This is a genomic window from Streptomyces sp. NPDC041135, from assembly GCF_055592085.1.
Window position 1 is genome coordinate 1 of sequence record NZ_JBVIYZ010000022.1, and the last position, 25,447, is coordinate 25,447.

General features: G+C 70.5%; 17 protein-coding genes. 12 read left to right on the forward strand and 5 right to left on the reverse strand.

Annotation, left to right across the window (positions count from 1 at the left end; all coding sequences use genetic code 11):
- The 4 genes from ACZ6CZ_RS31120 to ACZ6CZ_RS31135 all read left to right on the forward strand — a co-directional run.
- Positions 1-255 (forward strand): LysR substrate-binding domain-containing protein (locus ACZ6CZ_RS31120; RefSeq protein ID WP_469027793.1); only part of this gene is annotated, 255 nt, incomplete at its 5' end.
- Between the two features lie 169 nt (positions 256-424).
- On the forward strand, positions 425-664 hold the full coding sequence (locus tag ACZ6CZ_RS31125; RefSeq protein WP_469027795.1) for a hypothetical protein: 240 nt from the start codon (positions 425-427) through the stop codon (positions 662-664).
- Positions 664-1,041 carry a fic family toxin-antitoxin system, toxin component gene (locus tag ACZ6CZ_RS31130; protein ID WP_469027797.1) on the forward strand — a complete coding sequence of 126 codons (378 nt, stop codon included), beginning with the start codon at positions 664-666 and terminating at the stop codon, positions 1,039-1,041. The genes ACZ6CZ_RS31125 and ACZ6CZ_RS31130 overlap by 1 nt, the downstream gene beginning before the upstream one ends.
- Before the next feature lie 356 nt (positions 1,042-1,397).
- Positions 1,398-2,477 (forward strand): MerR family transcriptional regulator, encoded by a 1,080-nt coding sequence (locus ACZ6CZ_RS31135; protein ID WP_469027800.1) that lies wholly within the window; start codon positions 1,398-1,400, stop codon positions 2,475-2,477.
- 89 nt (positions 2,478-2,566) lie between these two features.
- Here the strand turns inward: ACZ6CZ_RS31135 and ACZ6CZ_RS31140 are convergent, their stop codons facing one another.
- Positions 2,567-3,418: a class I SAM-dependent methyltransferase gene (locus ACZ6CZ_RS31140; protein ID WP_469027802.1), complete on the reverse strand. Its 852-nt coding sequence runs from the start codon at positions 3,416-3,418 to the stop codon at positions 2,567-2,569.
- A gap of 229 nt (positions 3,419-3,647) precedes the next feature.
- A complete protein-coding gene (locus tag ACZ6CZ_RS31145) occupies positions 3,648-4,496 on the reverse strand; it encodes a helix-turn-helix transcriptional regulator (protein ID WP_469027804.1) in 849 nt (282 codons plus the stop codon).
- Between the two features lie 136 nt (positions 4,497-4,632).
- On the opposite strand from ACZ6CZ_RS31145, the gene ACZ6CZ_RS31150 reads away from it, so the two are divergent.
- Positions 4,633-5,487, forward strand: coding sequence for an NAD-dependent epimerase/dehydratase family protein (locus tag ACZ6CZ_RS31150; RefSeq protein ID WP_469027807.1), 855 nt, complete (start codon positions 4,633-4,635; stop codon positions 5,485-5,487).
- 274 nt (positions 5,488-5,761) lie between these two features.
- Here the strand turns inward: ACZ6CZ_RS31150 and ACZ6CZ_RS31155 are convergent, their stop codons facing one another.
- Positions 5,762-6,775: a LacI family DNA-binding transcriptional regulator gene (locus ACZ6CZ_RS31155; RefSeq protein ID WP_469027809.1), complete on the reverse strand. Its 1,014-nt coding sequence runs from the start codon at positions 6,773-6,775 to the stop codon at positions 5,762-5,764.
- Between the two features lie 439 nt (positions 6,776-7,214).
- Here ACZ6CZ_RS31155 and ACZ6CZ_RS31160 point away from each other — a divergent pair, with 439 nt between their 5' ends.
- The 6 genes from ACZ6CZ_RS31160 to ACZ6CZ_RS31185 all read left to right on the forward strand — a co-directional run bounded on the left by ACZ6CZ_RS31160 (position 7,215) and on the right by ACZ6CZ_RS31185 (position 13,909).
- Positions 7,215-8,180: a glycoside hydrolase family 6 protein gene (locus ACZ6CZ_RS31160; RefSeq protein ID WP_469027812.1), complete on the forward strand. Its 966-nt coding sequence runs from the start codon at positions 7,215-7,217 to the stop codon at positions 8,178-8,180.
- Between the two features lie 147 nt (positions 8,181-8,327).
- The gene (locus ACZ6CZ_RS31165; protein WP_469027814.1) at positions 8,328-9,638 is read left to right on the forward strand and encodes a glycoside hydrolase family 6 protein; all 1,311 of its coding nucleotides are present in this window, start codon (positions 8,328-8,330) and stop codon (positions 9,636-9,638) included.
- A gap of 103 nt (positions 9,639-9,741) precedes the next feature.
- A complete protein-coding gene (locus ACZ6CZ_RS31170) occupies positions 9,742-10,101 on the forward strand; it encodes a winged helix-turn-helix transcriptional regulator (RefSeq protein WP_469027817.1) in 360 nt (119 codons plus the stop codon).
- Between the two features lie 291 nt (positions 10,102-10,392).
- A complete protein-coding gene (locus ACZ6CZ_RS31175; RefSeq protein ID WP_469027820.1) occupies positions 10,393-10,833 on the forward strand; it encodes a hypothetical protein in 441 nt (146 codons plus the stop codon).
- Positions 10,834-11,624: 791 nt separating this feature from the next.
- Positions 11,625-12,914 carry a glycosyltransferase gene (locus tag ACZ6CZ_RS31180; protein WP_469027822.1) on the forward strand — a complete coding sequence of 430 codons (1,290 nt, stop codon included), beginning with the start codon at positions 11,625-11,627 and terminating at the stop codon, positions 12,912-12,914.
- The gene (locus ACZ6CZ_RS31185) at positions 12,911-13,909 is read left to right on the forward strand and encodes a UDP-glucuronic acid decarboxylase family protein (RefSeq protein ID WP_469027825.1); all 999 of its coding nucleotides are present in this window, start codon (positions 12,911-12,913) and stop codon (positions 13,907-13,909) included. The genes ACZ6CZ_RS31180 and ACZ6CZ_RS31185 overlap by 4 nt, the downstream gene beginning before the upstream one ends.
- A gap of 146 nt (positions 13,910-14,055) precedes the next feature.
- On the opposite strand, the gene ACZ6CZ_RS31190 is transcribed toward ACZ6CZ_RS31185, so the two are convergent.
- Both ACZ6CZ_RS31190 and ACZ6CZ_RS31195 read right to left on the reverse strand, forming a co-directional pair.
- Entirely contained in the window at positions 14,056-21,480 is a 7,425-nt protein-coding gene (locus ACZ6CZ_RS31190) for an SDR family NAD(P)-dependent oxidoreductase (RefSeq protein ID WP_469027828.1), read from the reverse strand.
- Between the two features lie 93 nt (positions 21,481-21,573).
- Entirely contained in the window at positions 21,574-22,713 is a 1,140-nt protein-coding gene (locus tag ACZ6CZ_RS31195) for an SDR family oxidoreductase (protein WP_469027830.1), read from the reverse strand.
- Between the two features lie 471 nt (positions 22,714-23,184).
- Between ACZ6CZ_RS31195 and ACZ6CZ_RS31200 the strand changes: the two genes are divergently transcribed.
- On the forward strand, positions 23,185-25,380 hold the full coding sequence (locus ACZ6CZ_RS31200; RefSeq protein WP_469027833.1) for an MMPL family transporter: 2,196 nt from the start codon (positions 23,185-23,187) through the stop codon (positions 25,378-25,380).
- The last annotated feature ends 67 nt before the right edge of the window (positions 25,381-25,447 follow it).

Below are 25,447 nucleotides of genomic sequence, written 5' to 3' on the forward strand. Positions count from 1 at the left end.
CAGGTGCGGCACACCTGTACGGACTTCTCCGCCATGATCGCCCTCGCCGCGCGGGGCGGCCACACGGTACTCGTCCCGTCCATGGCCGCATCGGACCTGCCGCCCGTGCTGACGGCAAGGCCAGTGACGGACGGCACACTCAGCCGGACGATCGAGGCCGGTGTCCGTCAGGGCACGGCTCACGAACCCGCGATCGCCGCCTGCCTCGCCGCACTTCGCACTCTCAGCGAAGAAACGGCACGGACCCCCGCATAGCCGGACCGAGGACCGGCTGTTCAAAGCGGTGTTCCGGCGGCCACGGACGATCCACTGGCGTTCCCTGCCTCGGGCCGCCCGCGCGCTCTCCTGAGCCTTCCGCGCTGCGCGGCGGCGCGGCGCGTCCGGGGACTGGAGAGATCCCGGTAACAGCTGTTACCATGGCGGTATGGCGAAGACGCAATTGGGTGCGCGCGTAGATGAGGACGTTGCCGAACTGGCGAGGAAGCGCGCGGCCGACCTGGGACTGAGCATCGGGGACTATCTCGCCAGGCTGGTGCAGGACGATGCCAGCGGCCTGCGCGCCCGAGCGGTGGACGCGGCCGCCCGCTTCCTGGCCGAACACCAGACGGTCTTCGACGATGCCGAGCAAGCCCAGCAGGCACCCCGGGGAGCACGCGCGGCCTGATGGACCTGCACATCGACGTTCCCTGGATCCTGCAAGTCGCCGAGGCCGCCGGCGCGGACGACCCGGCCCCCGACGACTACGGCGTTCCCGTCTCGGCGGTCGCCCGCCACCGGGCCGAGATTTTCGAGCAGCCCGTCTACGACGGCCCCTACGCCAAAGCCGCCGCCCTGGTGCACTCACTGGGCCGCTGCCGCTGGCTGGAGCGCTCCAACATGGCCGTCGCCGCCGCGTCCGGCGTCATGTACCTCGAAGCCGCCGGGATCTCCGTCAAGCCCGGTCGTGAGGACGCCATCGCCCTGAAGGACCTGCTCCTCGACCCCGCCTGCACCGCGGGAAAGATCGCCGCTCTTCTGCGAACCTGGCCCACCACCACCTGACGTCGCCCGCAGGCCCGCTTACCGCTTCCCAGGACCGGGCCGCGGGAGCAGCCGTCTCGCGCAGGGCGGTGACAGGCCTTGCCCTGACGGACCGTTCGCGGTGCCCTCAGCCGGATGCCTCCCAGGCGGTGGTGCACAGTGCGCTTTCGAGCAGGTCGAGGGCCGCACCGGACGGCCAGCCGTCACCCGGGTTGGCCGCCAGCGGCGGGTGCTACTGCACGCCTTGCCGGCCGCGGTCGAGCGCTGACTGGGGGACCACGGTCGGGGCAAGCGGAAACCCTGCTTGACCTTCACCTTGGGGGAGCCCACAGCATCTGTGGGGCCGGGCGATGTGCTCGGCATGAGGAGGAGCGAGCATGGGGTTGCTGACCATCGGGGCGTTCGCGAAGGCGTCCCGGCTGTCGCCGAAGGCGCTGCGTCTTTACGACGAGCTCGGCCTGCTGATCCCTGCACGCGTCGACCCGGTGACCGGCTACCGCCTTTACTCACCGGACCAGTTGGACCAAGCCCGCCTGGTCGCCTGGCTCCGGCGCTTGGGCATGCCGCTGGCCCGCATCCACCATGTCTGCGCGCTGGATGCGGGCCCGGCGGGCCAAGAGGTCCGCGCGTTCTGGGCTCAGGTCGAGGCCGACACTGCCGCACGGCGGGACCTGGCGACCTTCCTCATCGACCGCCTGTCACGGAAGGACCCCGCCATGTCCCCGACCGCGAAGTCTCTCGGAATCCGTTACGCCGCTCTTTCGGACAAGGGTCTCGTCCGCGAGAGCAACCAGGACACCGCGTACGCGGGATCCCGGCTCCTCGCTGTCGCCGACGGCTGCGGAAGCCAAGGAGCCCCTGCCAGCGCAGCCGCCATCGACGCGCTCAAGCACCTCGAAACCGACAGCACCCCAGCCGGCGACCTCCTCAACGTCCTCGAAGACGTCATCGAACAGGCCAAGCAGGCCGTGCACGACGCCGCCGGGACGGGCTCTGCATCCGAAGGCACCGGCACGACACTCACCGCGATGCTCTGGACCGGATCACAGCTGGCCCTCGTCCACATCGGCGACTCCCGCGCCTACCTACTGCGCGGCGGAGAGCTGTTCCAGATCACCCACGACCACACCATGGTCCAGTCGATGGTCGACGAAGGACGCCTCAGCCCGGAAGAAGCCGCCTCCCACCCCCAACGGTCGCTCCTGGTACGGGCCCTGGGCCCAGGAGCCGACACCGACCCCGACATGCGCCTCCACGACGCCCAGGGGGAGGACCGATATCTGCTGTGCTCCGACGGCCTGTCGACTGTCGTGCCGACCCAAGAGATCCACCGAGTACTCTCCGAGAGCACTGAGCCCGAGCAGGCCGTCCGCGAACTCATCGCCCTCGCCAACGGCTCCGGCGGCCCCGACAACGTCAGCTGCGTGGTCGCCGACGTCATGGAGCTCCAGCCGTAGGAGCGAGCGGCTCGGCTGTGGAGCAACAGCGCCCTGCGGGACCGCCCCTTCGTTCGATTGCCACGGAGGTTCGACCCCCTTCAGGCGCTCTACCGGCGGACCGCCGAGATCAGTCCGCCGGGCCGCTCCTCGCGCTGCGGCAGGGTGCTGATCGGGCGGCCGTAGGCGGCAGCGCGCTCGCGCAGGGTGTAGCTGTCGGCCTCCCAGCCGTGCCCGGCCAGCCAGCCCACCGGGTCGTCGGGCATCTCCGAGACCCACATGGACGCCGCCGATCCCGGCACGGAGTCCGCGCCGAAGCGCTCGATCACGCCGCGCGAGCCCAATGTCAGCCCCATCCGACTGCCTGCCGCCGACTGCGCGCCGATCCGGTCCAGCAGTAGCTCGACCGCGTCCTTGGGCAGATAGATCAGCAGTCCTTCGGCGATCCACGCGGTCGGCATGGACGGGTCGTGGCCTGCGGCGGCCAGCGCGTCCGGCCAGTCCTCACGCAGATCCACCGCGACGGTGATCCGCTCGCAGCGTGCGACGGCCCGCTCCTGGCGCAGCACCGCAGCCTTGAAGTCCAGCGGCGCGGCGGTGTCGACCTCGAACAGCCGGGTGCCCTCGGGCCAGTCCATCCGGAAGGCCCGGCTGTCCATGCCGGCGCCGAGCAGCACGACCTGCCGGACACCGGACGCGGAGGCCTGCTGCAACAGGTCGTCGAGGAACTTCGTCCTGATGACGATGGAGAACGACACGGCCAGCCGGCGGCGGCGTGCGGCCTCGTCATCGGGCAGCGGCGGCGAGGAGGGCCATAGGCCGCCGGCGGTGGCGAAGGCCTGTGCCAGTGGGTCGTGGAACAGGGCGTCGTCCCGCTCGGTCTCCAGCGCCCGCACCCGGGCCACCCCTACCGCGGTGGCCCACACTCCCGACGGCTGCACCCGCTCCTGCTCATCAGTCATCGCGCCAGCCTAGAAGGCTGCTGCGTCTTCCGCTGCCGGTATGCGCGGGGTGTACCTGCGGGCGTCGGTGACCAGCTCGGTCACCACCAGCAGGACCGTCCCCAGGGTGCGGCCGGACACGACCCGTCCGTGCTGTTGCTGGACATCCGCCAGGAACGAGCCGGCGCCGAGTCGGGGATCGTGGGCATGTGCGGCGGGCAGGGAGCGAACCTGGAAGGCGCGCAAGCGTTCAGGAGCTCGTAGGCGTCAGGTCCTGCAAGCCCACCACCCGCAGCAACTGCAAGCGCTGGTGCGACTCCGTGCCTGGGCGGGCCGTGTGGATGACGAGCTGCTGGTTGTGGCCGGAGTTGACGAGGACCTCGCAGTCGAGTTCGAGTATGCCGATCGCGGGGTGCCGGAAGCGTTTGGTGGCGGCGTGGCGTACGGCGACCTCGTGTTCGTCCCAGAGGCGGGCGAACTCCTCGCTCGCGGTACGTAGTTCGGCGACGAGGGCGGCGGGTTCGGGGTCCGTGGGGCGGGCCGAGGCCACTGCTCGCAGGCCGGCGACCTGCTCGCGGGCGCGCTCGGGGCGGTCCTCGGGCGGGAACAGCTCCTGGGCCGCCGGGTCCAGGAAGAAGCGGCGGATCATGTTGCGTCCTTGGGGCGGGCGGGCGAGGACGTCTCCGCTCAGCGCCCGTGACAGCGCGTTCTGGGCCAGGACCTCGCCGCAGTCGGTCACCACCATCGCCGGGGTGTCGTGCAGCCGGTCGAGGACCAGGAGCAGGCCCGGGCGCACGTGCGTGCTGGTCGCCTCCCGGCTCGGCGGCTGTTCACCGGTGAGGTGGAAGAGGTGGTCGCGTTCGTCCTCCGTCAGGCGCAGGGCGCGGGCCAGCGCGGTGAGCATCTGGCGGGACGGGCGCGGGCCCCGGGACTGTTCCAGCCGCGTGTAGTAGTCCACGGACATGCCGGCCAGCTGGGCCACCTCCTCTCGGCGCAGCCCCGGCGTACGGCGGCGGGCGCCGGCCGTGAGGCCCACGTCGGAGGGGCCCAGGCGGGCGCGAGCGCGGCGCAGGAAGTCGGCGAGTTCTGTTCGGTTCACCTCTCCAGGGTGCGGGAGGCCGGCCGGCTTATCCAGGGACTCCCGATCCCCTGATCAAGAGGTCTCTCCCGGTCGTTCCCGCATCCGCCGAGGCTGGTCATCAACGACAGGCGACACAGTGCGTGAGGAGCACATCATGCTGACTTTGGTGACCGGTACGACGGGACAGGTCGGACGCCGCTTCGTGCCGAGGCTGCTGGCCCAGCGGCAGCCGGGCGAGCAGGTGCGGGTCCTGGTACGCGACGCAGCCCGCGGCGAGCGCTTCGCGGAGCTGGGCGCCCAGATCGCCGTGGGAGACATGCGCGACGAGGAGACACTCGGCAAGGCGCTCGCCGGCGCGGACGCCGTCGTGAACATCGCCGCCTCCTTCCGCGGGGTGCCGGACGAGGAGGCGTGGGCCGTCAACCGGGACGCCGCAGTGGCCCTGGGACGCGCCGCGCAGGCCTCCGGCGTGGAGCGGTTCGTACAGGTCAGCACGGGCAATGCGTACGGCGTCGGACGGGGCCGCCCGCTGACCGAGGAGGACGAGAGCCGGCCGGGCGGCGAGATGTGGGGCGCCTACCCCGAGTCCAAAGTCGAGGCCGAGCGCGAACTGCTCGCGCTCGAGGACCTGGACGTACGCATCGGGCGGCTCCCCTTCGTCTACGGCGAGGGCGACCCGCACCTCGCCAACGTCTTGCATTGGGCTTCCGGTTGGGCGGCGCACCAGCGCCTGCAGATGGCCCACCACGCGGACGTCGCCCAGGGGCTGATGCGTCTGCTGTACGCGCCGGGCATCGCCGGCCGGATCTACAACATCGCCGATGACGCCCCTGTCACGACGGTCGAGCTGTACCGGCTCAACGGCGTGGAGATGCCTGCCGGACTCCACGAGCTCACGGACCCCGACCCGTGGTTCGGGATCATGTCCAACCAGCGCATCCGCCGGGAGCTCGGCTTCCGGCCGATTTACCCGAGCGTCTGGACGGCCCGGGACGCCGGAGCCCTGTGACGGTCGCTGCGCGAGGTTGGTCCACCCTCTGATCCGCCCCACCGGCACCCCACCCCCGGCCACGCCGATCACGACCGCCACCAGCTGCACATCGACAGCGTCAACGCGCCGACCGGGCCTACGGGTGCCCGAAGGCTCTTGCTCGCGGGGCACGGTGCGTGTCGTGGCGAGGCGGTCCGGGCGAGGAGTCCGGCGATGCGGAACAGCATGGAGACACCGCTCATGGGGCAGTGTGGCCGCCGGATGGGCGGAGCGTCCGCGTGGCCCGAGGCAACTACGTCGTGGAGCGTGCCACCAGACGGGTCGGCAAGATGATCGGAGCGGGCTCGCGGCCGCTGATGAGTGTGGCCAGCATGCGGGCCATCTCGCGCCCCAGCGTCTGTATGGGCTGCCGGATCGTGGTCAGCGGAGGGTCGGCGAGCTGAGCGACGGCAAGGTCGTCGAACCCGATCACGGCGACATCGTCTGGGACACGCCGTCCGGCGGCGTGCAGGACGCGCAGGGCTCCCACGGCCATGTTGTCGTTGGCGGCGACCACCCCGTCCACGTCGCCATGCCTCGCCAGCAGCGTCGACATGGCCGCCGCTCCACTCGCCTCGGTGAAGTCGCCGTCCTGCGGAGGGTACGGTTCGAGCCCGGCCGCGAGCATGGCGTCCCGATAGCCGCGATAACGCGCCCGGCCTGCCTCGGTGTCCGGACGCCCGCAGATGGTGGCGATGCGACCCCGACCGCGCGCAATCAGGTGCTCGGTGGCTTCCCGGGCCCCGCCGACGTTGTCCACGTCCACGAAATAGGAGGGGTCCGTACCGACTGGGCGTCCGCCGAAGACGACGGGCATCCGCGCGTTCAGAGCCAGGTGCGCGAGCGGGTCGTTCTCGCGCACCGCCATCACCATGACGCCGTCCGCGGTCCGGGACCGCAGGAGTCGTGCCACCCGCTCGCGGCCCCGGTCGGAGGCCGCCAGGCACAGCATCAGGTGAAGGCCTGCTTCGTCCAGTCCTTCCGCGGCCCCCACGATGACCTGTGCGAAGAACGGGTCCGCGAGGATCGAGGGGTTCTCTCCGGAGATGATCAGAGCGGCAGCCCCGGTCTGACTGGTGGCGAGTGCCCTTGCTGTGGGATTCGGCACGTAGCCGAGGTGCTTGACCGCCCGTTGGACGGCCTGGCGTTTGGCGTGGCTCACGTGCGGGGCGTTGTTGAGTACACGTGAGGCCACCGACCTCGAGACGCCGGCGAGTTGGGCAACCTCCTCGAGCGTGGACTGACGGGGCGGCACATCCGCTGACATGAATCGAGCCTTTCCCTGGCGGCCGCTCAGCAAGCGTCGGCGGGTTCCAGTCAACCAGCAGCGTTGCACCCCGCCACGCGCACAGCGGCTCGCACTCAAGGGGTAAGGATGTTTGGGAGCGCTTCCAGTATGACCGCACTGTACCGGGTTTCCAGCCAGTGCGTGCAAGGTGTGTCAGATCGTCCTTCGGCTCAAGTGCCGTGTCTTGACAGGTGTAATCGCGGCATCCACGATACCTGACGCGCCCCTTGAACTCTGGACTTCAGTTGGGAGCGCTTCCAGTGGGAGCGCTCCCAGGAACTCTCATCGTTCAGGAGTGGCGTCCCCGCCGGAGAGCCGCCGGCGGGGACACCAGGGAGCGTTGTTCCACCGTCCTTCCTCAGCCCGGCGTGCACCCAGGACGAGGGTGCGTGCCGCTCCCCGTCAGGAAGAGGTCTCCATGCAGCTCCTCGCCCGCGCAGCGGCGACAGCACTGCTCGCGCTGCCACTTGCGCTGGTGTCGTCACCAGTCGCCCACGCAGCCGACCCCACCGGTCTGACAAGCGGTTTCTACGTCGATCCCCAGTCGAGTCCGGCCCAGTGGGCCGCGGCCAACCCCGGTGACGGACGTACCCCCGTCATCCGGGCCGACATAGCCGCCAGGCCCATGGCGCGCTGGTTCGGAGGCTGGAGCGGCAGTATCGGCACTGCCACGGGCGCCTACGTCGGTGCCGCGGACCAGGCCGACAAACTGCCCGTGCTGGTCGCCTACAACATCCCGAACCGGGACATCTGCGCCGGTCAGTCCGGGGGTGGCGCCGGATCGCGGTCCGCCTATGACACCTGGATAGCCCAGTTCGCCGGCGGCATCGGCAACCGCCCGGCCGTCGTCATCCTGGAACCCGACGCGCTCGGTGACACGAGTTGCATGAGCCAGGCCCAGATCGGCGAGCGCAACGCCATGCTGCAGAACGCCATCCGTCAGCTCACGTCCCAGGCACCGAACACCTGGGTGTACCTGGATGCCGGCAACCCCGGATGGATGAACGCCGCAACCATGGCCCAGCACCTGCACGCCGCCGGCCTCAGCGGGGCCCACGGGTTCTCGCTGAACGTCTCGAACTACTACACCACCAGCCAGAACGCCGCGTACGCCACCGCCGTCAACAGTGAACTGCGCACCCGCTACGGCTACACCAAGCCTTTCACCGTGGACACCAGCCGCAATGGCAACGGTTCCAACGGTCAGTGGTGCAACGCCTCCGGCCGCAAGATCGGCACGCCCGCCCAGTACGGAGGCGGTGCCGAGATGCTGCTGTGGATCAAGACTCCTGGCGAATCGGACGGCAACTGCGGCGTGGGAACGGGGTCGACGGCAGGTCAGTTCCTGCCGGAGGTCGCCTACAAGATGGTCTACGGCTACTGACCCCCGGACCCTCGCGGCCCGCCACCGGCGAAACCACCACAGGTGCCGTGCCGGCATCAGCACGGCGTCGGCCTCCCTCGGCCACCGGGCACGCACACGTACCACAGACAACGTCCGTCCCGACGCGCACTGCGACCAGGAGCATCCATGAGCCCCATCACCCGTCCCCGGCGTACCGCCCTGTTCACGGCGGTCGCCCTCACGACCTGCGCGGTGACCACGGTTACGCAGGCACAGGCCGCGTCCCCGCACCGCGCTGCCGCCCCGGCCACGACGTTCTACGTGGACCCGCACAGCAAGGCGGCCCGGCAAGCGGTCACCGACTTCGCGGCGGGAGACGTTCAGGGCGGCCTCGACATGGCCAGACTCGCCAGCTACCCGCAGGCCGCGTGGTTCACCGGGGGCACCCCGCAGGAAACCCGTTCGAAGGTGAGCACCCTCGTACGCAAGGCGCGAGCGGTACGGCAGGTCCCCGTCCTCATCGCGTACGACGTGCCCGGCCGTGACTGCAGCCTCTACTCCAGCGGGGGAGCGGCCTCATCAGCCGCCTACCGGGCCTGGATTGACGCATTCGCCCAGGGGATCGGCAACTCCAGGGCCGTGGTCGTCGTCGAACCCGATGGTCTGGCCGCCCTGCCCAAGGACTGTGCGGGCGACGTCGACCCGACCGGAGAGCTGACCGCCCACCGCATGGCCGACCTGAGGTACGCGGTAAGGGCCCTCAAGAGCCGGACCGGCACCACCGTCTATCTGGACGCGGGCAACGGCCAGTGGAAGTCGGTCGGCGACATCGCCCAGCGGCTCATCGACGCCGGTGTGCAGGAGAGCGACGGTTTCTCGCTGAACATCTCCAATTACCAGCCCACTGACGAGACCACTCACTACGGTGCGTGGGTGTCGAAGTGCATACGGTTCGCCGGCCAGGGACCTGACGAGGCATCCGGACGCGCTGAGTGGTGCGCCAGCCAGTACTACTCCTCCGCCGCGCCCAACGACGGCGCGCCCGGAAACGCCGTGGACTCCGGCGATCCCACCACGTGGCACTGGACCGACGTCTGGTTCGACCAGAACGTCGGCGATCCCGCCGACAGCGAGCTGACCCACTTCGTCGTCGACACCAGCCGCAACGGCGTGGGCGCGTGGACACCACCCGTGGGCAAATACAGTAACGACCCGGAGACCTGGTGCAACCCTCCCGGCCGCGGCATGGGACCCCGGCCCACCGCCGACACCGGCGTTCCGCTGGTCGATGCGTATCTCTACCTCAAGACCATCGGCGAGTCCGACGGCAGCTGCACCCGCGGTACCGGCGGTACGACAGACCCCGAGTACGGCATCATCGACCCGCCCGCCGGGGCATGGTGGCCCGACCAGGCACATGAGCTCGCTCGCAACGCCGTGCCCCGCCTGACCTTCCCGGCCTCGGGCGGTACGGGATCGTCCAGCAAGTCCAGGTAGCGGCCGGCCCAGGGATCGCCGAGCGGCCGGCCCCACGACAGGGGGCCACCCGCCGGTGATCCCCGGGGCGCCCACCGGCCCGGGACGCGATCTGGTCAGAGAGGTGTTCCACGGCGGGCGCCGGTTCGACGATCTGGTGCGGCGCACCGGTCTCGCCGAGACGGCGGCCTCCAAGCGGCTGCGCCAGCTGGTTGCCGACGGGCTCATGGAGCTAAGCCCCTCTCGCGAGCCGGGCGCGCGCACCCGCCACGAGTACGTGCTGACCGACCGGGGCAGGGCTCTGTTACCGCTGCTCGTCGCGCTGATGCGGTGGGGGCGGACCACGGAGGAAGGTGTGCACGGGGGCGTCGAGCTCGTCCACGCGGGCTGCGGCGCCCCGCTGGTGCCCGCGGTGCGGTGCGAGGCCGGGCATGAGCTGCCCACCGGGGAGACCGAGGCGCGGCCGGCCCTCGGTCGTGCCTGAGATGCCCGAGTCCGGCGCCGCTCGGCCCGACTCGGGCACCTGGCGGTGACAGCGCAGGCGGCGCTCGACGGCAGTGCCCCGGGATGAGCATGACGAGGTCTTGTGTCCGACGAAGGCATCCCGGACCTAAGGCCGGAAGACCGGTAGTGGCGGTGGCACTGTGACCCTGGTGACAGAACGGTGACGAAGTGCCCCACAACTATGGGCGGCGATCCCGGGTCTCCCTGTGCGTGGACGGCAACGGCCGTTCGGACCAAGCACATTGACGCACCATCACAGGGGGAACACACCATGAAGTCGCTCCGTCGTAGGGCAGCAACCGCCACAGTCCTGGCCGCGCTGACCCTGGGCGGCACGCTCGCCGCCACGACGTCGGCCTCGGCCGCCACACCCACCCGGTACAACGGTGCCTGCGGCGCCGGATACGACGTCATCCGCGCCACACCCATCCACTCCTCGCAGTCCACCGTCGCCGCCACCACGTTCGTCACCTTCAACGGCGACGCGGGCAAGGTCTGCGCGGTCACCGTGCGCACCACCCCCGGGTCCCGCGTCTTCATGGAGGTCACCCTCGACACCTGGCCCTACAGCAGCGGCGAGGCCCGGGATTCGGGTTCCTTCACCAGCTACGCGGGTCCGGTCTACAAGGACGCCCCCGACGACGGGCAGTGCCTGACCTGGAGCGGCTCGATCGACATCTACTACGGATCCGACAACGGCAACTGCACCTGAGCGGCGCCCGTTGCTGTGGCCGCCCACCGGGTGAGCCACAGCAACGGTGCCGGCCTCCAGGAGCCGACGGGGCGCAGCGTTCGGCCCGAACCCCTCGGCGACCGGTCCGGCGGTTTCCCCGCCCATGTCGTATTCCCCCCGGGAATTCGGCCTGCCTGCCGTCGCACGGGTTCGGGCGACACCCCCGTGCTCGTCCGGCGCACGTCCGACCCGCCCAAGCGGCCGGCCGGCGCGCCCTGCGTCGAAGTCCTGACGCGTCCCGACCCACGTGGCCATCGCCACCCCGGCCGGTGCGTCTGCCCTCCTGGCGTGTTCGCCCGACCGAGGAGGGCCGGCCCGGCCGTACGGCCCTCAATAGATAAACGCGGCGGAAGCCGACGACGCCCCGCGCGCCGATCCTGTCCCCACCAATGAATGGCGATCCGTCGGAGTTGACCGCTCGGCCAGCGGGTGCGCTCCACGCTGTCACTCGAATGAGTGGAGATCGAAAAAGGCAGGGTGACGCCGGTGGCGTTCATTTCCAGGTACACCCTGCTCAGTCGGCTGTCTGTTCAAAGTACCGGAATACGGATGGGAACAATTTCTGCCACGGCCTGCTCAGCCGCGGAGCGTCGCCCTTATAGGGTTCGTTCGCTAGGCGGTGGTGAGGGCTCGTCATGCGGTCGACCACTGGCGGCACCAATAGGTCCTGTGGGACCTGACATCGGTGTGGAACGCGCGGGAGTCGGTCTGCCGCCGGGAGGCGCGCTGTGTTCCGCGCGCCCACCGACAGCGGACAGGAAGGATCAACGATGCCGCAAATCACCATCGTCTCGGTGGGTATCCGCGGAGACACCCAACCGCTCGCCGCGCTGGCGGTCGCCCTGCAGCGCAAAGGCCACGCCGTGCACCTTCTCGGAGCGCCCCGATACGCGGACACGGTCTCCGGCTCCGGCGTGGAATTCAGCGCCCTGGAACCCGATTTCGAGTCGATGCTGGCAACACCCGACGGTCAGCGGTGGCTGACTGCGGGGGCGAATTCGCTGGGCTTCGCACGCTGGATGCGGCAGGTGGTCAGCTCCGCCGCGGACCAGTTGTTGCAGGGGATCTCCGCGGCGGCACGGCCCAGCGACTGTGTCATCTACTCTCCCTTCGCCCTGCCGGCGGAGAGTCTGGCGGAGTGCTGGGGGGCCGCGTCGTTCATGGCCTCCTTCATGCCGGCGCATCCCACCCGTGCGTTTCCCGCGATCGGCTTCAGTCACTCGTTGGGTCCGATCGGCAACGCGCTGAGTCTGCGGGTGACGGAACAAGCGTTCTGGCAGGTGTTTCGCAAGCGCGTCAACGCATGGCGGACCGCCGGCCTGGGCCTCCCGCCGTGGCCGCTGACAGGCCCCTTCGCCCAGCGGCGCCGGGAGCAACGGCCCACCCTGTACTGCTACAGCCCTTCCGTGCTTCCCGTTCCCGGTGACTGGCCCGCGACGGCACACGTCACCGGTTACTGGCTGCTCGACCGCCCGAGCGGCTGGGAACCCTCCCCTGAGCTGGCCGCGTTCCTCGACGCGCAGGGGCCGCCAGTCGTATACGTCGGCTTCGGCAGCATGGTCACCGATGATCCGAGACGTCGCCACAAGCTGATCCGGGACGCACTTCGGATGGCCGGCGTGCGCGGAGTCCTTCTCGGTGACCCGGCAGTGATGCCCTCGGACGACGTCAGCCACGTGGTGCCGAGCGTTCCGCACGCGTGGCTCTTTCCGAGGATGTCCGCGGTCGTCCACCACGCGGGGGCCAGCACGGTGGGCGCCGGTCTGACGGCGGGAGTTCCCACGGTCACCTGCCCCCACTTCCTCGACCAGCCCTTCTGGGGGTCCTTGGTCCACGCCTTGGGCGCCGGGCCCCGGCCGCTGCCCGCCCGTGATCTGACGCCCCGGAACCTGGCCGCGGCCATCGGGCAGGCGGTGAGCGATCCGGCGATGCGCCACAGGGCCGGGCAGCTCGGGCGCCGCCTGCGGAACGAGTCGGGCATCGAGGCGGCCTGCGGCATCGTGGAGCGTGCTCTGGGCCAGGCCAGGTCCTTCCCAGTCGCAAGGAAGACGTTCTCGTGAAGGGTCAGCAGAATGTTGTCGTGGCCGGCGGCGCAGGTTTCCTCGGCTCTCACCTCTGTCGCCGTCTTCTGGCCGACGGGTGCTCCGTCGTCTGCGTGGATGACCTGAGCACCGGCAGGAGAAGCAATCTGGAGGACCTTGCGGCATGGGGGAACTTCCAGTTCATCCACAGGGACGTCGTGGAAGAGTTCGGTATCCACGGTGACGTCGCAGCGGTGTGCCATCTGGCCTCGCCCGCATCGCCACCTGCTTACCTCGCCCGGCCCGTGGCGACACTGCTGACAGGATCGATCGGGACACGGAATCTGCTGGAGCTGGCGCGGCAGAAGGGCGCCCGCTACCTCCTGGCCTCGACGAGCGAAGTCTACGGCGACCCACAGGTTCATCCGCAGACCGAGCACTACTGGGGCCATGTGAACCCGATCGGACCACGCAGCTCCTACGACGAGGCCAAGCGTTTCGCGGAAGCCCTGACCACCGCTTACCGCTCGGCTCACGGGTTGGACACGAAGATCGCGCGCATCTTCAATACCTACGGTCCGGGCATGCGGGCGGACGACGGCCGTATGGTGCCGACCTTCTTCCGGCAGGCCCTCGCGGGAGAACCGATCACCGTGCACGGAGACGGTCGGCAGACTCGATCCCTCTGCTTCGTCGATGACACGGTCGAGGGTCTCGTCCGCCTCCTCCGCTCATCCCACTGCGGTCCGGTGAACATCGGAAACCCCCACGAGTTGAGCGTGCGACGCGTTGCCGAGATCATCCGCGACCTCACAGGCTCCCGCTCCCGGATCACTTCGGCACCCAGGATGGTCGACGACCCGAAGGTCCGCTGTCCGGACATCAGCCTCGCCATCGAGGTGCTCGGCTGGAGACCGGCCACGCCCCTGGAAGCGGGACTGAGGATCACCGCTGCTTCCCTGGCCGGCAAGCCGGGAAGCCGGCACGGCCGTACTCCCGGGCTTGCCCCGATGGACAGTCGGCAGCTGCTGTGACGCGCTGAGCCAGCTCGGTTCCGCGAAGCCGGGAACAGCGGTGTACGTGTTCCAGCGAGACGACGACAGGCTCGTGACTGAGCGAACGGGCACAGGGAAGGGCGGCCGACGGAGGCCGGACCCCTTCACCTGTGCCCGCTGTCGTGTCAACCGCGCAGCACGCGGTCGATGCGGTGAGCGATACCGTCGACGGTCGCGGCGGCCATCAGTTCCATCATGGACAGTTCGCAGCTGAACGTCTGCTGAAGGGCGACCGACAGTTCCGCGCCCATCAGTGAGTCCAGTCCGAGATCGGTGAGGTTCGCGGCCGGGTCCACCCGGTCCGGTGTGGTCTGCAGGATGTGCGCTGTCGCGTCGACGAGTGTCTCGGTGATCAGGGCGAGACGCACCTGTGCGCTTTCGGCGCTCTTCAGTCGCTGGCGCAGGTCATGGGCCTGCGCGCGCTGATCCCGGCTGCTGCCGTGGGAGAGCTGGGCGCTGAACCGGGGGACGGACAGTGCGGGCAGCAGTTGGGTGAGCCTGTCCCAGTCCATGACGCCGATGGCCGCGTGACCGCCGGGGCGGGTCATGTGCCGGTCGAGGGCTGCCAGGGCGGTGGCGGGGGTGATCAGTCCGATGCCGGAGCGGACGATGGTGTCGGTCATCCGGGTCCGGGCGACGTAGCCCGTTTCGGCGATGCCGCCCCAGGCCAGCGCGAGGCCCGGCCTGCCGTGGTCCCGGCGCCTTCGCATGAGCGCCTCCATGTACAGGTTGGCGGCCGCGTAGGGAGCCTGGTGCTGATTGCCGATCAGAGCGGCGACGGAGGAGTAGACGACGAAGAAGTCCAGGTCCTGGTCCTGGGTGAGCCCGTGGAGGATTTCCGCGCCGCGTACCTTGGGCGCCAGGACGGCGGCGAACCGTTCTCCGGTGAGGTCGTCCATGGGCGCGTCGTCCAGGTGCATGGCGGCGTGCACGATCCCGCGTACCGGGCGGCCGCCCTGCTCCGCTTCGGTGAAGACCGCCCGGACGGCCTCGGGGTCGGTGATGTCGGCGGCCGACACATGGACGGTCACCTGCGCGCGTTCGAGGTCGGCGAGCAGCGCGGCGGCCTCCGGGGCTTTGATGCCGCGCCGGGAGACCAGGGCCAGATGGCGGGCTCCGCGGCGGGCGAGGTGACGGGCGCTTGCCGCTCCCAGGCCGCTCAGCCCACCGGTCACCAGATAGGTGGCGCCGGAGTCGAGACGGGGCGCAGGGAGAGGCGCCGTGACGGAGACGGGCAGACTGTCGGTGAAGGTGATGACGACCTTGCCCAGGTGGCGGGAGTGGCGCAGGGCGCCGAAGGCGTCGCCGATGCGCGGCGCCGGGTAGACCTGGTGGGGCAGTGGCCGGTAGGTGCCGTCGGCGACGCGGTCCGTGAGCGTACGGAACGCGGCTGCGGCGTGCTCGGGAGCGTCGGCGAGCAGACGGGTGATATCGACTCCGAAGTAGGCCAGGTTGTCCCGGAAGGGGCCCAACAACAGCGGCGTGTTGGCGTAGATGTCACGCTTGCCCAGCTCGATGAACCGGCCGCCCGGCTTCAGGCACTCCAGGCTGCGGGCGATGGCCTCGCCGGCCAGCGAGTTCAGGACGACGTCGACACCTCGGCCGTCGGTCGCCTCACGCACGGGGTCCGCGAAGGAGAGGTCGCGGGAGTTGAAGACGGCGTCGGCGCCCAGGGCGCGCAGGAGATCCCGTTTGGCCGGGGTGCCGGCGGTGGCGATCACCCGGGCGCCGACGTGACGGGCATGGGCCAGGGCCGCCAGACCGATTCCGCCGGCGCCCCCGTGCACCAGCAGGGTCTCACCGGACCGAAGGCCGGCGAGCGTTTCCAGGCTGTGCTGGACGGTGAGGCAGACGGCGGGCAGGGTCGCTGCCTGCTCGAAGGTCATGTGGTCGGGGATGCGGCCGGCCTGCTCGGTGCGTACGCGCACATGCGAGGCGAAGGCGCCGTGTGCGAGGGCGAACACCCGTTCGCCCACCGACCAGTCGGTGACGTCCGGTCCGGTGGCGGTGACGACACCGGCGCATTCCAGGCCGAGGAGCGGGCCGGTGGGGGTGGCCGGTTCGGCCCCGGGTGGCAGCACGCCTTCGGCGAGCATCACGTCGCGGTAGTTGAGGGCGGCGGCCCTGACGTGGACGACGAGTTCGCCGGGGCCGGGGTCCTCCGGGGCGACAGGGGCCCAGACCGGCCGACGGCCTCGTTCGGGCCGGTTCAGCTGAAGCCGGTAGGTGTCGTGCTGACCGGCGTGCCGGGTGACGGGGGGAAGGGTGCGCAGGCGAGGCGTGAAGCGCCCGTGGGCCTCCCATACGATCTCGTCCTCCTCGTCGGCGTCGAGGAGTTCGGTCACGAGCCGTGCGGCATCGGCCGCCTGATCGCCGGACGGGGCGAGACTGATCCGGCGTACGGTCAGGGTGGGATGCTCGTTGGCCACGACCCGGCTGATGCCCCACAGCGCCGCGGCCCACGGGCTGCCGGAGGCGTCCGCGGGGGCCGGGTGAAGGCCGGTCGGCGGGGTGATCAACAACAGTGCGGGGTCCGTCGGGCCGCCCGCGGTGCTCGCGGCCGCCGCACCTCTCATGGCACCCGCGGCTCTGGTGACCACATCGGCGTCGGACCGGTCCTGGTCGGCGCCGAACAGCATCACGATGTGCCGCGATGCCAGGTCGGTGGGCGGCTGACCCCAGGCTTCGACGGTGCTGGGCAAGGAGACGGTACTGACCTCCGCCCCGGCTGCCTCCAGGGCAGCGGCCACCTCGGTGCTCAGGCTCCGGCCGGCGGAGTCGGTGACGATCACCCAGGAGCCGTCGGCACGGGGCGACGCGCCTGTGGCGGGTGCCGCACTGTGCGACAGGGTCTGAGGTGGAGTGGCGCGGCGAGCGACCAGCAGGCAGTAGTCCTCCGCGGTCTCGGGGTCGTCACTTCCGGTGTCGAGGACGGAGTCGAAGCCGCATGCGGACAGCACGGGCGGCCACGCGGCGCGCGGGAGCAGGGGGCCGGTGCGGAGGTCGTCGTCGGTGAACGACCAGTAGTCCGGCAGCAGCCCGAAACAGGGGCCGAGGATCTCCTCGTCGTGGCTCTCCACTGCCAGTAGCTGCCCGCCTTCCGCGAGCAGTTGTGCCAGGCGCGTGCAGGTGGCGCGCAGGTCGGTCGTGGCGTGCAGCACGTTGGCGGCGACGATCACGTCGAAGGAGCCGGGGTGGAAGCCCTGCTCGACCGGGTCGCCGTTGAGGTCGAGGGTGCGGTAGTCGAGGAAGTCGTGGTCGGCGAACCGGGTCTGTGCGCGGGGGAAGAAGGCCGGTGTGACGTCGGTGAAGGTGTAGCGGGTCAGGTGGGGTGGCAGCACGGGGAGCAGCGCCGTGGTGAGGCCACCGGTGCCACCACCGACTTCGAGGACACGCAGTGGCCGGTCGGCCGGCCACTCGCGCAACGCCTCCTCCAGGGCGAGGCGGGCGTAGTGGCTGTGGGCACGCATCTGCGGGGTGTCGGCGTAGAAGGACTCCACCAGATGGCGGTCGGCCTCGTTGAACAGCATCTGACGGGCGTCGGTGCGACCGGTGAGGATGGTTGTCAGGTGCGTGCCGCAACGGGCGTACAGGGCGATGGCGGTGATCCACTGGGGGAACAGCTCAGCGCACTGCCGCAAGTGCGCCTCGGGGAGGGCTTCTGTGCCGGTGAACTCCCAGCACTCCTCGCCGGCCGGTGCGGCGGGCAGACGGCGCAGCAGACCGGCCCGGGTCGCGAGTCCGGCCAGCAGTCGCACGTAGGACGCGTACTGCGGTCGCAGACCCGCCTCCAGCAGGTCGCTCAGCCGGAAGCGGTCCGTGGTGCCCAGGAGGGCGGCGAAGCTCGCGGTCGCGTAGTGTCCGGCCGCGGTCTTCACCAGGCGTACGAAGCGGGGGTAGTCGTCCGCCAGCTCTCTTTCGAAGGCGGCCCGGGCATGCGCGGTGGCGGCCACCGTGTGCGCGGGGTCGGGCAGGGGCGCGGGACTCGTCGCCGCCGGCCGGCCCGGGCGCGGTGAGTAGCGCAGTACGGTGGTCAGCTCCTGCAGTCGCTCCCGTGCGGTGACGGCGTGCAGGCGGCAGCCGGACAGATGGACGGCAACGGTGCCGTCCTCCTCGCTCACGGCGACGTCGATGACCGCGTCCGAGGCGGTGAGATGGCGCAGGCTCACGTGGATGAGCCCGCTGGTCGGCGGCTGCCGCCAGACACGGGCGCGTTCGATCGCCGTCGGCAGGAACATGCGGCCGCCGGCTGCCTGGGCGAGGAGCGGGGCGGCTGCCTGCAGTGCCCCGTCGCAGACCACCGGGTGTGCTGCGAACTCGGCATGCCCAGGAGTGGCCGACGGGGGCAGCCGATAGGTGGCGGTGACCGCCGTGTCCGACACCTTCAGACCGGTCAGGACCTGGAAGGCCGGTCCGTAGGACAGGCCGGCGTGGGCAGCGTGCTCGTAGTGCACGCCGGCCGTCACCTCCGTGCCCGCACCGGGGCCGCTCAGCGGCGCCGGTGCGGGAGCCGTGAGGCGGCGAACCCGGCCGCGGGCGTGCGGTGTCCACTGCGCGGCGGCGTCGGTGCGGGAGGCGATGAGGACGATGCCGTCCTCCACGGACAGCGAGGTCTGGAGCGATACGGTCGCCGGGTCATCGGCGCGCGGGAGGGGCAGCGGCCTGATCACGTCGAGATCGGTGACTTCGCAGGGGGAGCCCAGCCCGGCGCGCCCGGCTGCGAGCATGGCTTCCAGGTAGGCGGTGGCCGGCATGACGATGTCCGCGCCGACCCGGTGGTCGGCCAGCCACGGAATCCGGTCGGGGGTGAGCTGTTGGTGCCAGGCCGGCTCGGCCACAGCCGCCCGTCGGCCCAGGAGCGGGTGCACGAGCGTCTTGTCCTGCGGGATGGTGACCCACCAGTCGGGCGTTCCCGTCCAGTGCCGCTCCCGCTGCCAGGGATAGACGGGCAGGGACACCACACGGCCGGGGCGGGGGAAGCACCGGGCGCCGGCGCGGGCTCCGGCGGCGATCACCGCGGCGGTGGCGCGCCGAACCGCCGCGGGGCCGTGGGCATCCCGGCGCAGCGTCGCATGAGCGACCGCGTGTGCGGGCAGCAGCCGCTTCAGATAGGTGGCGAGGATCGGGTGCGGGCCGACTTCGACGAACTGCGTGCACCCCTCGTCGGAGAGAGCCCGTACGGCGTCGGCGAACAGGACGGGCCGGCGTACGTTCCGCCACCAGTAGTCAGCGTCCAGCCGGTGCCCCGGCAGGGGCGCGCCCGTCACGGTGGAGGCGAACACACAGCGGCCCCGGCGGGGCCGCAGCGCGCGCAGCGACCCCACGACCTCCTCGTGTACGGGGTCCATGTGGCGCGAGTGGAAGGCGTGATCGAGGTCGAGCTCACGGAAGAACACCCCCCGGGCCGACAGGGCTCCGCCCAGTTCTTCGAGCGCGACGGCGTCACCGGCGACGGTGACGTCACCGGGGCTGTTGACACCTGCCAGTTCCAGGCGGCCGTGGAAGGCCGCCACCTCCTTGGCGGCCTCCTCGCGGCCCAGACCCACCGCGGCCATCCGGCCACTGCCGGCCGTCATCGCCTGTGCCCGGCTGCGCACCGAGACGACACGGCACGCCTCCTCCAGATCGAGGCAGCCGGCGGCGTACGCGGCGGCGATCTCACCGACACTGTGGCCGACGACTGCGTCGGGCTCGATGCCGTAGGCCTCCATGAGCCGGACGACACCGACCTGGAGGGCGAACAGAAGGGGCTGGGCCACTTCGGTGCGCTCCAGTTCCGGTGAGCCCGCGGCCAGCACCTCACGCACCGACCAGCTCAGGTGCGGGCGCAGGCACGCGTCGACCTCGTCGATGGCGGCCGCGAAGAGCGGCTCGGTCAGCAGGCCGGTCCCCATACCGGCCCACTGCGACCCGTTGCCGTCGAAGACGAAAGCGATACGTCCCGGGGCCGCGCGGACGGCGGTTGCGGCGGTTTCGGGCAGCTCGCCGCCGGCCGTCCGCAGCAGTTCCTCGGCGGCCTGCGACGTGTCCTCGGCCCAGACGCAGGCGGTGTTCTCGTGCCGGGTGCGGCGCTGGGCAGCGGTGTACGCGATGTCATAGAGGTCGTCGTCGGTGAACTGCAGGTGCTCCGCCATCTGCTGGCATGCCTGGGCCAGTGCGGCCGGAGTGCGGGCGGACACCACCACCGGCAGCGCGGCGCTCCGTGCCCGGCCCGGCACGGCCTCGGCTGTCGCCGCGGGCGCGGGGTGATGGGCGCCCAGGACCAGGTGGGCGTTGGCACCGCCGAATCCGAACGAGTTCACTCCCGCCCAGGCCGTCCCGGGCGCATCGAGTGGTTCCAGACGCGTGACCGGGCGCACGTTCAGCTCGTCGAACGCGATCGCGGGATTGAGCTGCTCGGCATGCAAGGTCCCTGGGATCTGCCGGTGCTTGACGACCAGCAGTGCTTTGAACAGGCCGGCCATTCCGGCGGCTGCCTCCATGTGACCGAGGTTGCCCTTGACCGATCCGATCGGCAGGGGGCCCCGGCTGCGGCCGATGCCGAGGGCCCGGCCGATCGCCTCCACCTCCAACGGATCTCCGGCCGGGGTGCCTGTGCCGTGTGCCTCCAGGTAGGCGACGTCGTCGGGGACCAGTCCGGCCCGCTTGTACACCTGGCGCAACAGCGCCTCCTGCGCGGTGCTGCTCGGCAGTGCCAGTCCGGGGGTCCTGCCGTCGTTGTTGGTGCCGCTGGAGAGGATCACACCATGGATGCGGTCCCCGTCGGCCCGGGCGTCGGACAGTCTCTTGAGCAGCACCAGCCCGCCGCCTTCCGCACGGGCGAAGCCGTCGGCATGCGCGGAGAACGGCCGGCACCGCCCCGTCGGCGACAGCATGGAGGCGTTGCAGAACCCGGCATAGATGTGGGGATTGAGCAGGACGTTGATTCCGCCCGCCACCGCACGACGCGCATGCCCGCCGCGCAGGTGCTCGCAGGCTTGGTGCACGGCGGTCAGTGCCGAGGAGCACGCGGTGTCGACGGCGATGCTCTGTCCGTGCCAGTCGAAGTAGTGAGACAGCCGGTTGGCGACGATCGCCCCGGCCATCCCGGACATGGTGTAGGCGTTCCCCGAGTCCGGTGACTGCGACTGCAGCTCGCCGTAGTCCCGGCTCGAGCAGCCGATGAACACCGCCGTGTCCGACCCGTTCAGCGTCGCCGCGTCGGTGCCGGCGTCGTCCAGCACCTCCACCGCCATCTCCAGCAGCAGCCGCTGCTGAGGGTCCATCTGGGCCGCCTCCCTCGGTGAGATGCCGGTGAAGAAGGAGGTGTCGAAGCCGGAGATGTCGCTCAGGAAGCCGCCTGCCGCGGTGTAGGACCGGCCCGGTCGTCGGGTGGCGTCGACGAACTCCGCGACGGGGAAACGGTCGGGCGGTACCTCGGTCACCAGGTCGGTTCCGGCCGCCAGAACAGCCCACAGGTCGTCCAGGTTCCGGATGTCGCCCGGGAGGCGGCAGGCGGAGCCCACCACGGCGATGGCGGCATCGGGCAGTCGCTCTACATGACGAGGCAAGGGGTGCTCCAACCGAGGGGGGAGAGGAGGAAACCGACGACGTGCGTACGCGCGTGAAAGGGAGTTACCGGACAGCGGAGCCGGGCTCCCCGCTCAGGAGGCACTCGCGGCCGAGCCGTCGGCGCCCACGAGGGTGAAGCCCAGCGCCCGCTGGAGATACCGTTCATCGAGGGGTGCGGGTTCAGGCACCCCCGGGGTCGCGGTCAGGGCGTGGGTGCGGTCGAACTCGTGCTGGAGTCGGCAGTAGCTGAGGAAGCCCGTCAGGTGCGTGGCGATGAACTGCTCGGCCGGTGTCGCGTCGTCGAAGTCCTGCGCACATTCCAGCAGCAGCCCCGGATAGCGCTGTTCCAGGGCGCGAAGCAGACTTCCGAGTCGTGTGGGCCGGTGATGCACGATGTGATAGGTGTGCACCCCCGCCCGGTCACGGGGTGTGTCGTGTCCGATGCGGACCATCGCCTCCGTCGCGTAGTCGCTCGGCACGATGTTGAACGCGGCCGAGGCCGATGCCTTCAGCCGCAACCGCACCCACGTCCCCGGAGGGCGTTCGGCAGCGGAGGGAATGCCGGGTGCCCCGCCGATCGCCACCGTCTCGATCATCCGCCCCAGCATCGCCAGCGGATGATCGGCCGCGCTCTCCGGCAGCGGGCGGTCACTGGCGACGATGCCGGGTCGCAGCACCACCGCGGGGCGGCCACGCCTGGCGGCCCAGCCCCGGACCAACTGCTCCGCCTCGTACTTCGAGGCGTCGTAGTGCGTCACGAATCCGTGTGCGTCGGTGAGATCGTCCTCGGACACGACTCCGGCAGGCCGGTTCCCGGCAACCGCCATCGTGCTCATGTGCACCAGACGGCATGCGGGCCGAGTCTGATCGGCGAAGGCGAGCACGTGGGCCGTGCCCTGGGCATTGACGCGGAAGAGCCGGTCCCGCTCACCGGCGAGCGCGATGTCTCCGGCGCAGTGCCAGACGGCATCGACCTGATCGGCCAGCCGTGCGTGCATGCCGGGCGACAACCCTAGCCACGGCGCTGTGACATCACCCCTGACGCAGTGCAGGCGGCGCAGGGCATCCGTGTCCGTATCGCCGTGCAGACCGATGGCGGCCACGACTCGACGCCGCAATTCCGGAAGATCACCGCGGCCGAGCGCGATCACACGCCGCGCCCGCGTCGTCAGAAGAGCATGGGCGATGCGGGAGCCCACGAATCCGGTGGCACCCGTAATCAGAACGGTCACCGGCTCAGCATGAACGAATGAATCTGAAAGATCAAAACGAAGAAAAGGAAGTCAAAAACATAATCTATCCAGGAAATCGTGGGGCTGGGTCTATGCCCGGGTCGGGTCGCCCGATGCGGAAACCCCGCACTACCGGAACCTTCAGCGGCGGGAACAGGCGCGGGCCCAGATCGTCGCCCACCTCTACCCTCACGGTGACTGCGTGCTCCCCGGACGGGTGATCCGGCGCATCGGGAGCCCGCTTCCGGCGTTGATCAGGCTTCCTGACCCAGGCGGTCCTCCTCCGATCGACGCCAAGGAATTCATCATGCCGATGCCCACCAGGGAGACGGGTCCCGATGTCGGCGTTCCCGTCGCCCGTCGGCCGCGACCATGTCGGGTGCTGACACTGGCCGCTCCACCGTTCGGCCGTGACCGACGCGTTCACCGTCCCGCACCTGCGGATTCCGCTGTTGCGAGGACGGGGGCGACGTGCTGACCGACTCGTTGGGTGCGCTGGCGCGCTCGTCGTTCCGGCACCGTCGACTGGTGCTGGGCCTGGCGGCCTTGTTGATCTCGGCGTGCGCCGCGGTGGGCTTCAGCGCCGGAGACCGCTGGTCCAACGGTGGCTACACAGCTGAGGGTACGGCCGCCGCGCAGGCGGAGACCATGGCGCAGAAGTTCGGCGCCGGCACACCTGACGTGGTGTTGTATGCCCGGCCGGGCCGATCGGTCGACGACCGGGACGTGGCGGCGCAGGGCCGGCGGGTGACGGAACTGGCCCAACACTCGCCCGGCGTGGCAACGGCGCTGTCGTACTGGACCACCGGGCTCGCTCCGCTGCGTTCGGCAGACGGCAAGGGTGCCCTGGTGCGGATCGACCTGAAGGGAGACCAGTCGCGGGAAGCCAGGACAGCGCGCACTCTGGTGCCCGCGCTGAGGGCCGCGGCCCCCCGCCTGGCGCTGTCGGCCACCGGGTCGAGCTGGATCAACGACCAGGCCACGGAACGGGCCGAGGAGGACCTGCTCCGCTCCGAGTTGTTGGCCCTGCCGTTCATCGCGGCCGTGCTCGTGCTGGTCTTCGGTTCGATCGGTGCCACGTTGGTGCCGGTGCTCATCGGTGGTGCGGCCGTGTCCGGGGCGCTGGCGGTGCTGGCCGTCGGCACCCGGTGGTTTCCGGTGTCGATCTTCGCGGCCAACCTGAGTTTCGCCCTCGGTTTCGGACTCGCCGTGGACTACGGCCTGTTCACGCTGTCCCGGTACCGTGAAGAGCGGGCCCAGGGTCTCAGTGGCGAGGCGGCCGTCGTCCGGGCGATGTGCACGGCGGGCCGTTCGGTGACGTTCTGCGCGATGACCATGGCTTGGTGCATGGCCGCCCTGCTCGTCTTCCCGCTGGGCCTGGTCCGCTCGCTGGCGGTCACCTCGATCGTCGTCGTCGTGTCCTGCGCGATCACCACGTTGGTCGTCCTGCCCGCCCTGATCGGAGTTCTGGGCGACCGGCTGGAGGGGTTCGATCCCTTCCGCGGGCTGCCCTGGCGCCGGTCGCCGCTGGAGGTGTCCGTCAGCCCGACGTGGCGCCGCATCGCCGTGGCGGTGACCGGACGGCCGTTGTTCTGGGCGGGGACGGGAGCGGCACTGCTTCTGGCCCTGGCCCTGCCGGCTGCCGGGCTGCGGCCGTCACTGATGGACGAAGCGATCCTGCCGGCCCGGGCGGAGGCACATGCCGTGGCCGATCGTGTGCGCACCGACTTCGCCAGTCCACCGGAACAGCAGCTGACCGTAGTACTGCCGAGAACCGATCCGGCGACGCAGGCGTCGGCCCTGGACGCCTATGCCCGGCGTCTGGCCGAGCTGCCGGGGCAGGCCGGAGTGAGCACCCTGGCGGGGGACTACGCCAAGGGGCGGCTTGTCAAGGCCCGGCAGACCGACATGCGTCCCGGGAACGGAACCCTGGTGGTGGTCTTCGCGGCCCAGCCGCCCCAATCGGATGCCACGGCGGCTCTGGTCGGCGCACTGCGTACCGTCACCGCGCCCGGACGGGCCGAGGTCGCGGGAATCCCCGCGCAGTTCGCCGACACCAAAGCGGAGATCCGCAGCGCGCTGCCATGGTGGGCGGGCCTGATGCTGGGCGGCACCCTCGTCGGCCTGCTCCTGTTCACCAGGAGCCTGGTCGTGGCGGTGAAGGCGGCGGTGCTCGGTGGCCTGAGCGTCGCCGCCGCACTCGGTCTGATGGTTCTGCTCTTCCAGGACATGCAGCTTCTTGGGCCGTCGGCCGGGGGGGAGCAGCCCTCGTTGGAGATCACCATGCCCTTGTTGGCGAGCGCCCTCGCCTTCGGCCTCTGCGTGGACTACGAGGTCTTCCTCATCGCCCGGATGGCCGAGGAATGGCGGCGCACGGGCCGGAACACCGCTTCCGTCGTGTTCGGTATCGAGCACATGGGCAGGCTGTTCACCGCCGCCGCCCTGATTGTCGCGGTGAGCATGGGCGCGCTGGTGCTCTCCGAAGTCACCCTGCTGAAGGTGCTCGGTGCCACGATGGCCGCGGTCGTCGTACTGGACGCCACCGTTGTCCGCGGCATCCTCGTGCCCGCCGTCATGCAACTGGCCGGACGGGCGAACTGGTGGGTGCCCACGCTGCGCCGCTACACCACGGCTGCTGACCCGCAGCTGCCCACCGAGACGGGATGACCGGAAGATTTGGGGCGTGACCCGCCACCCCTCATCGACGGTCACCCCTCATCGATGGTCGACAGCC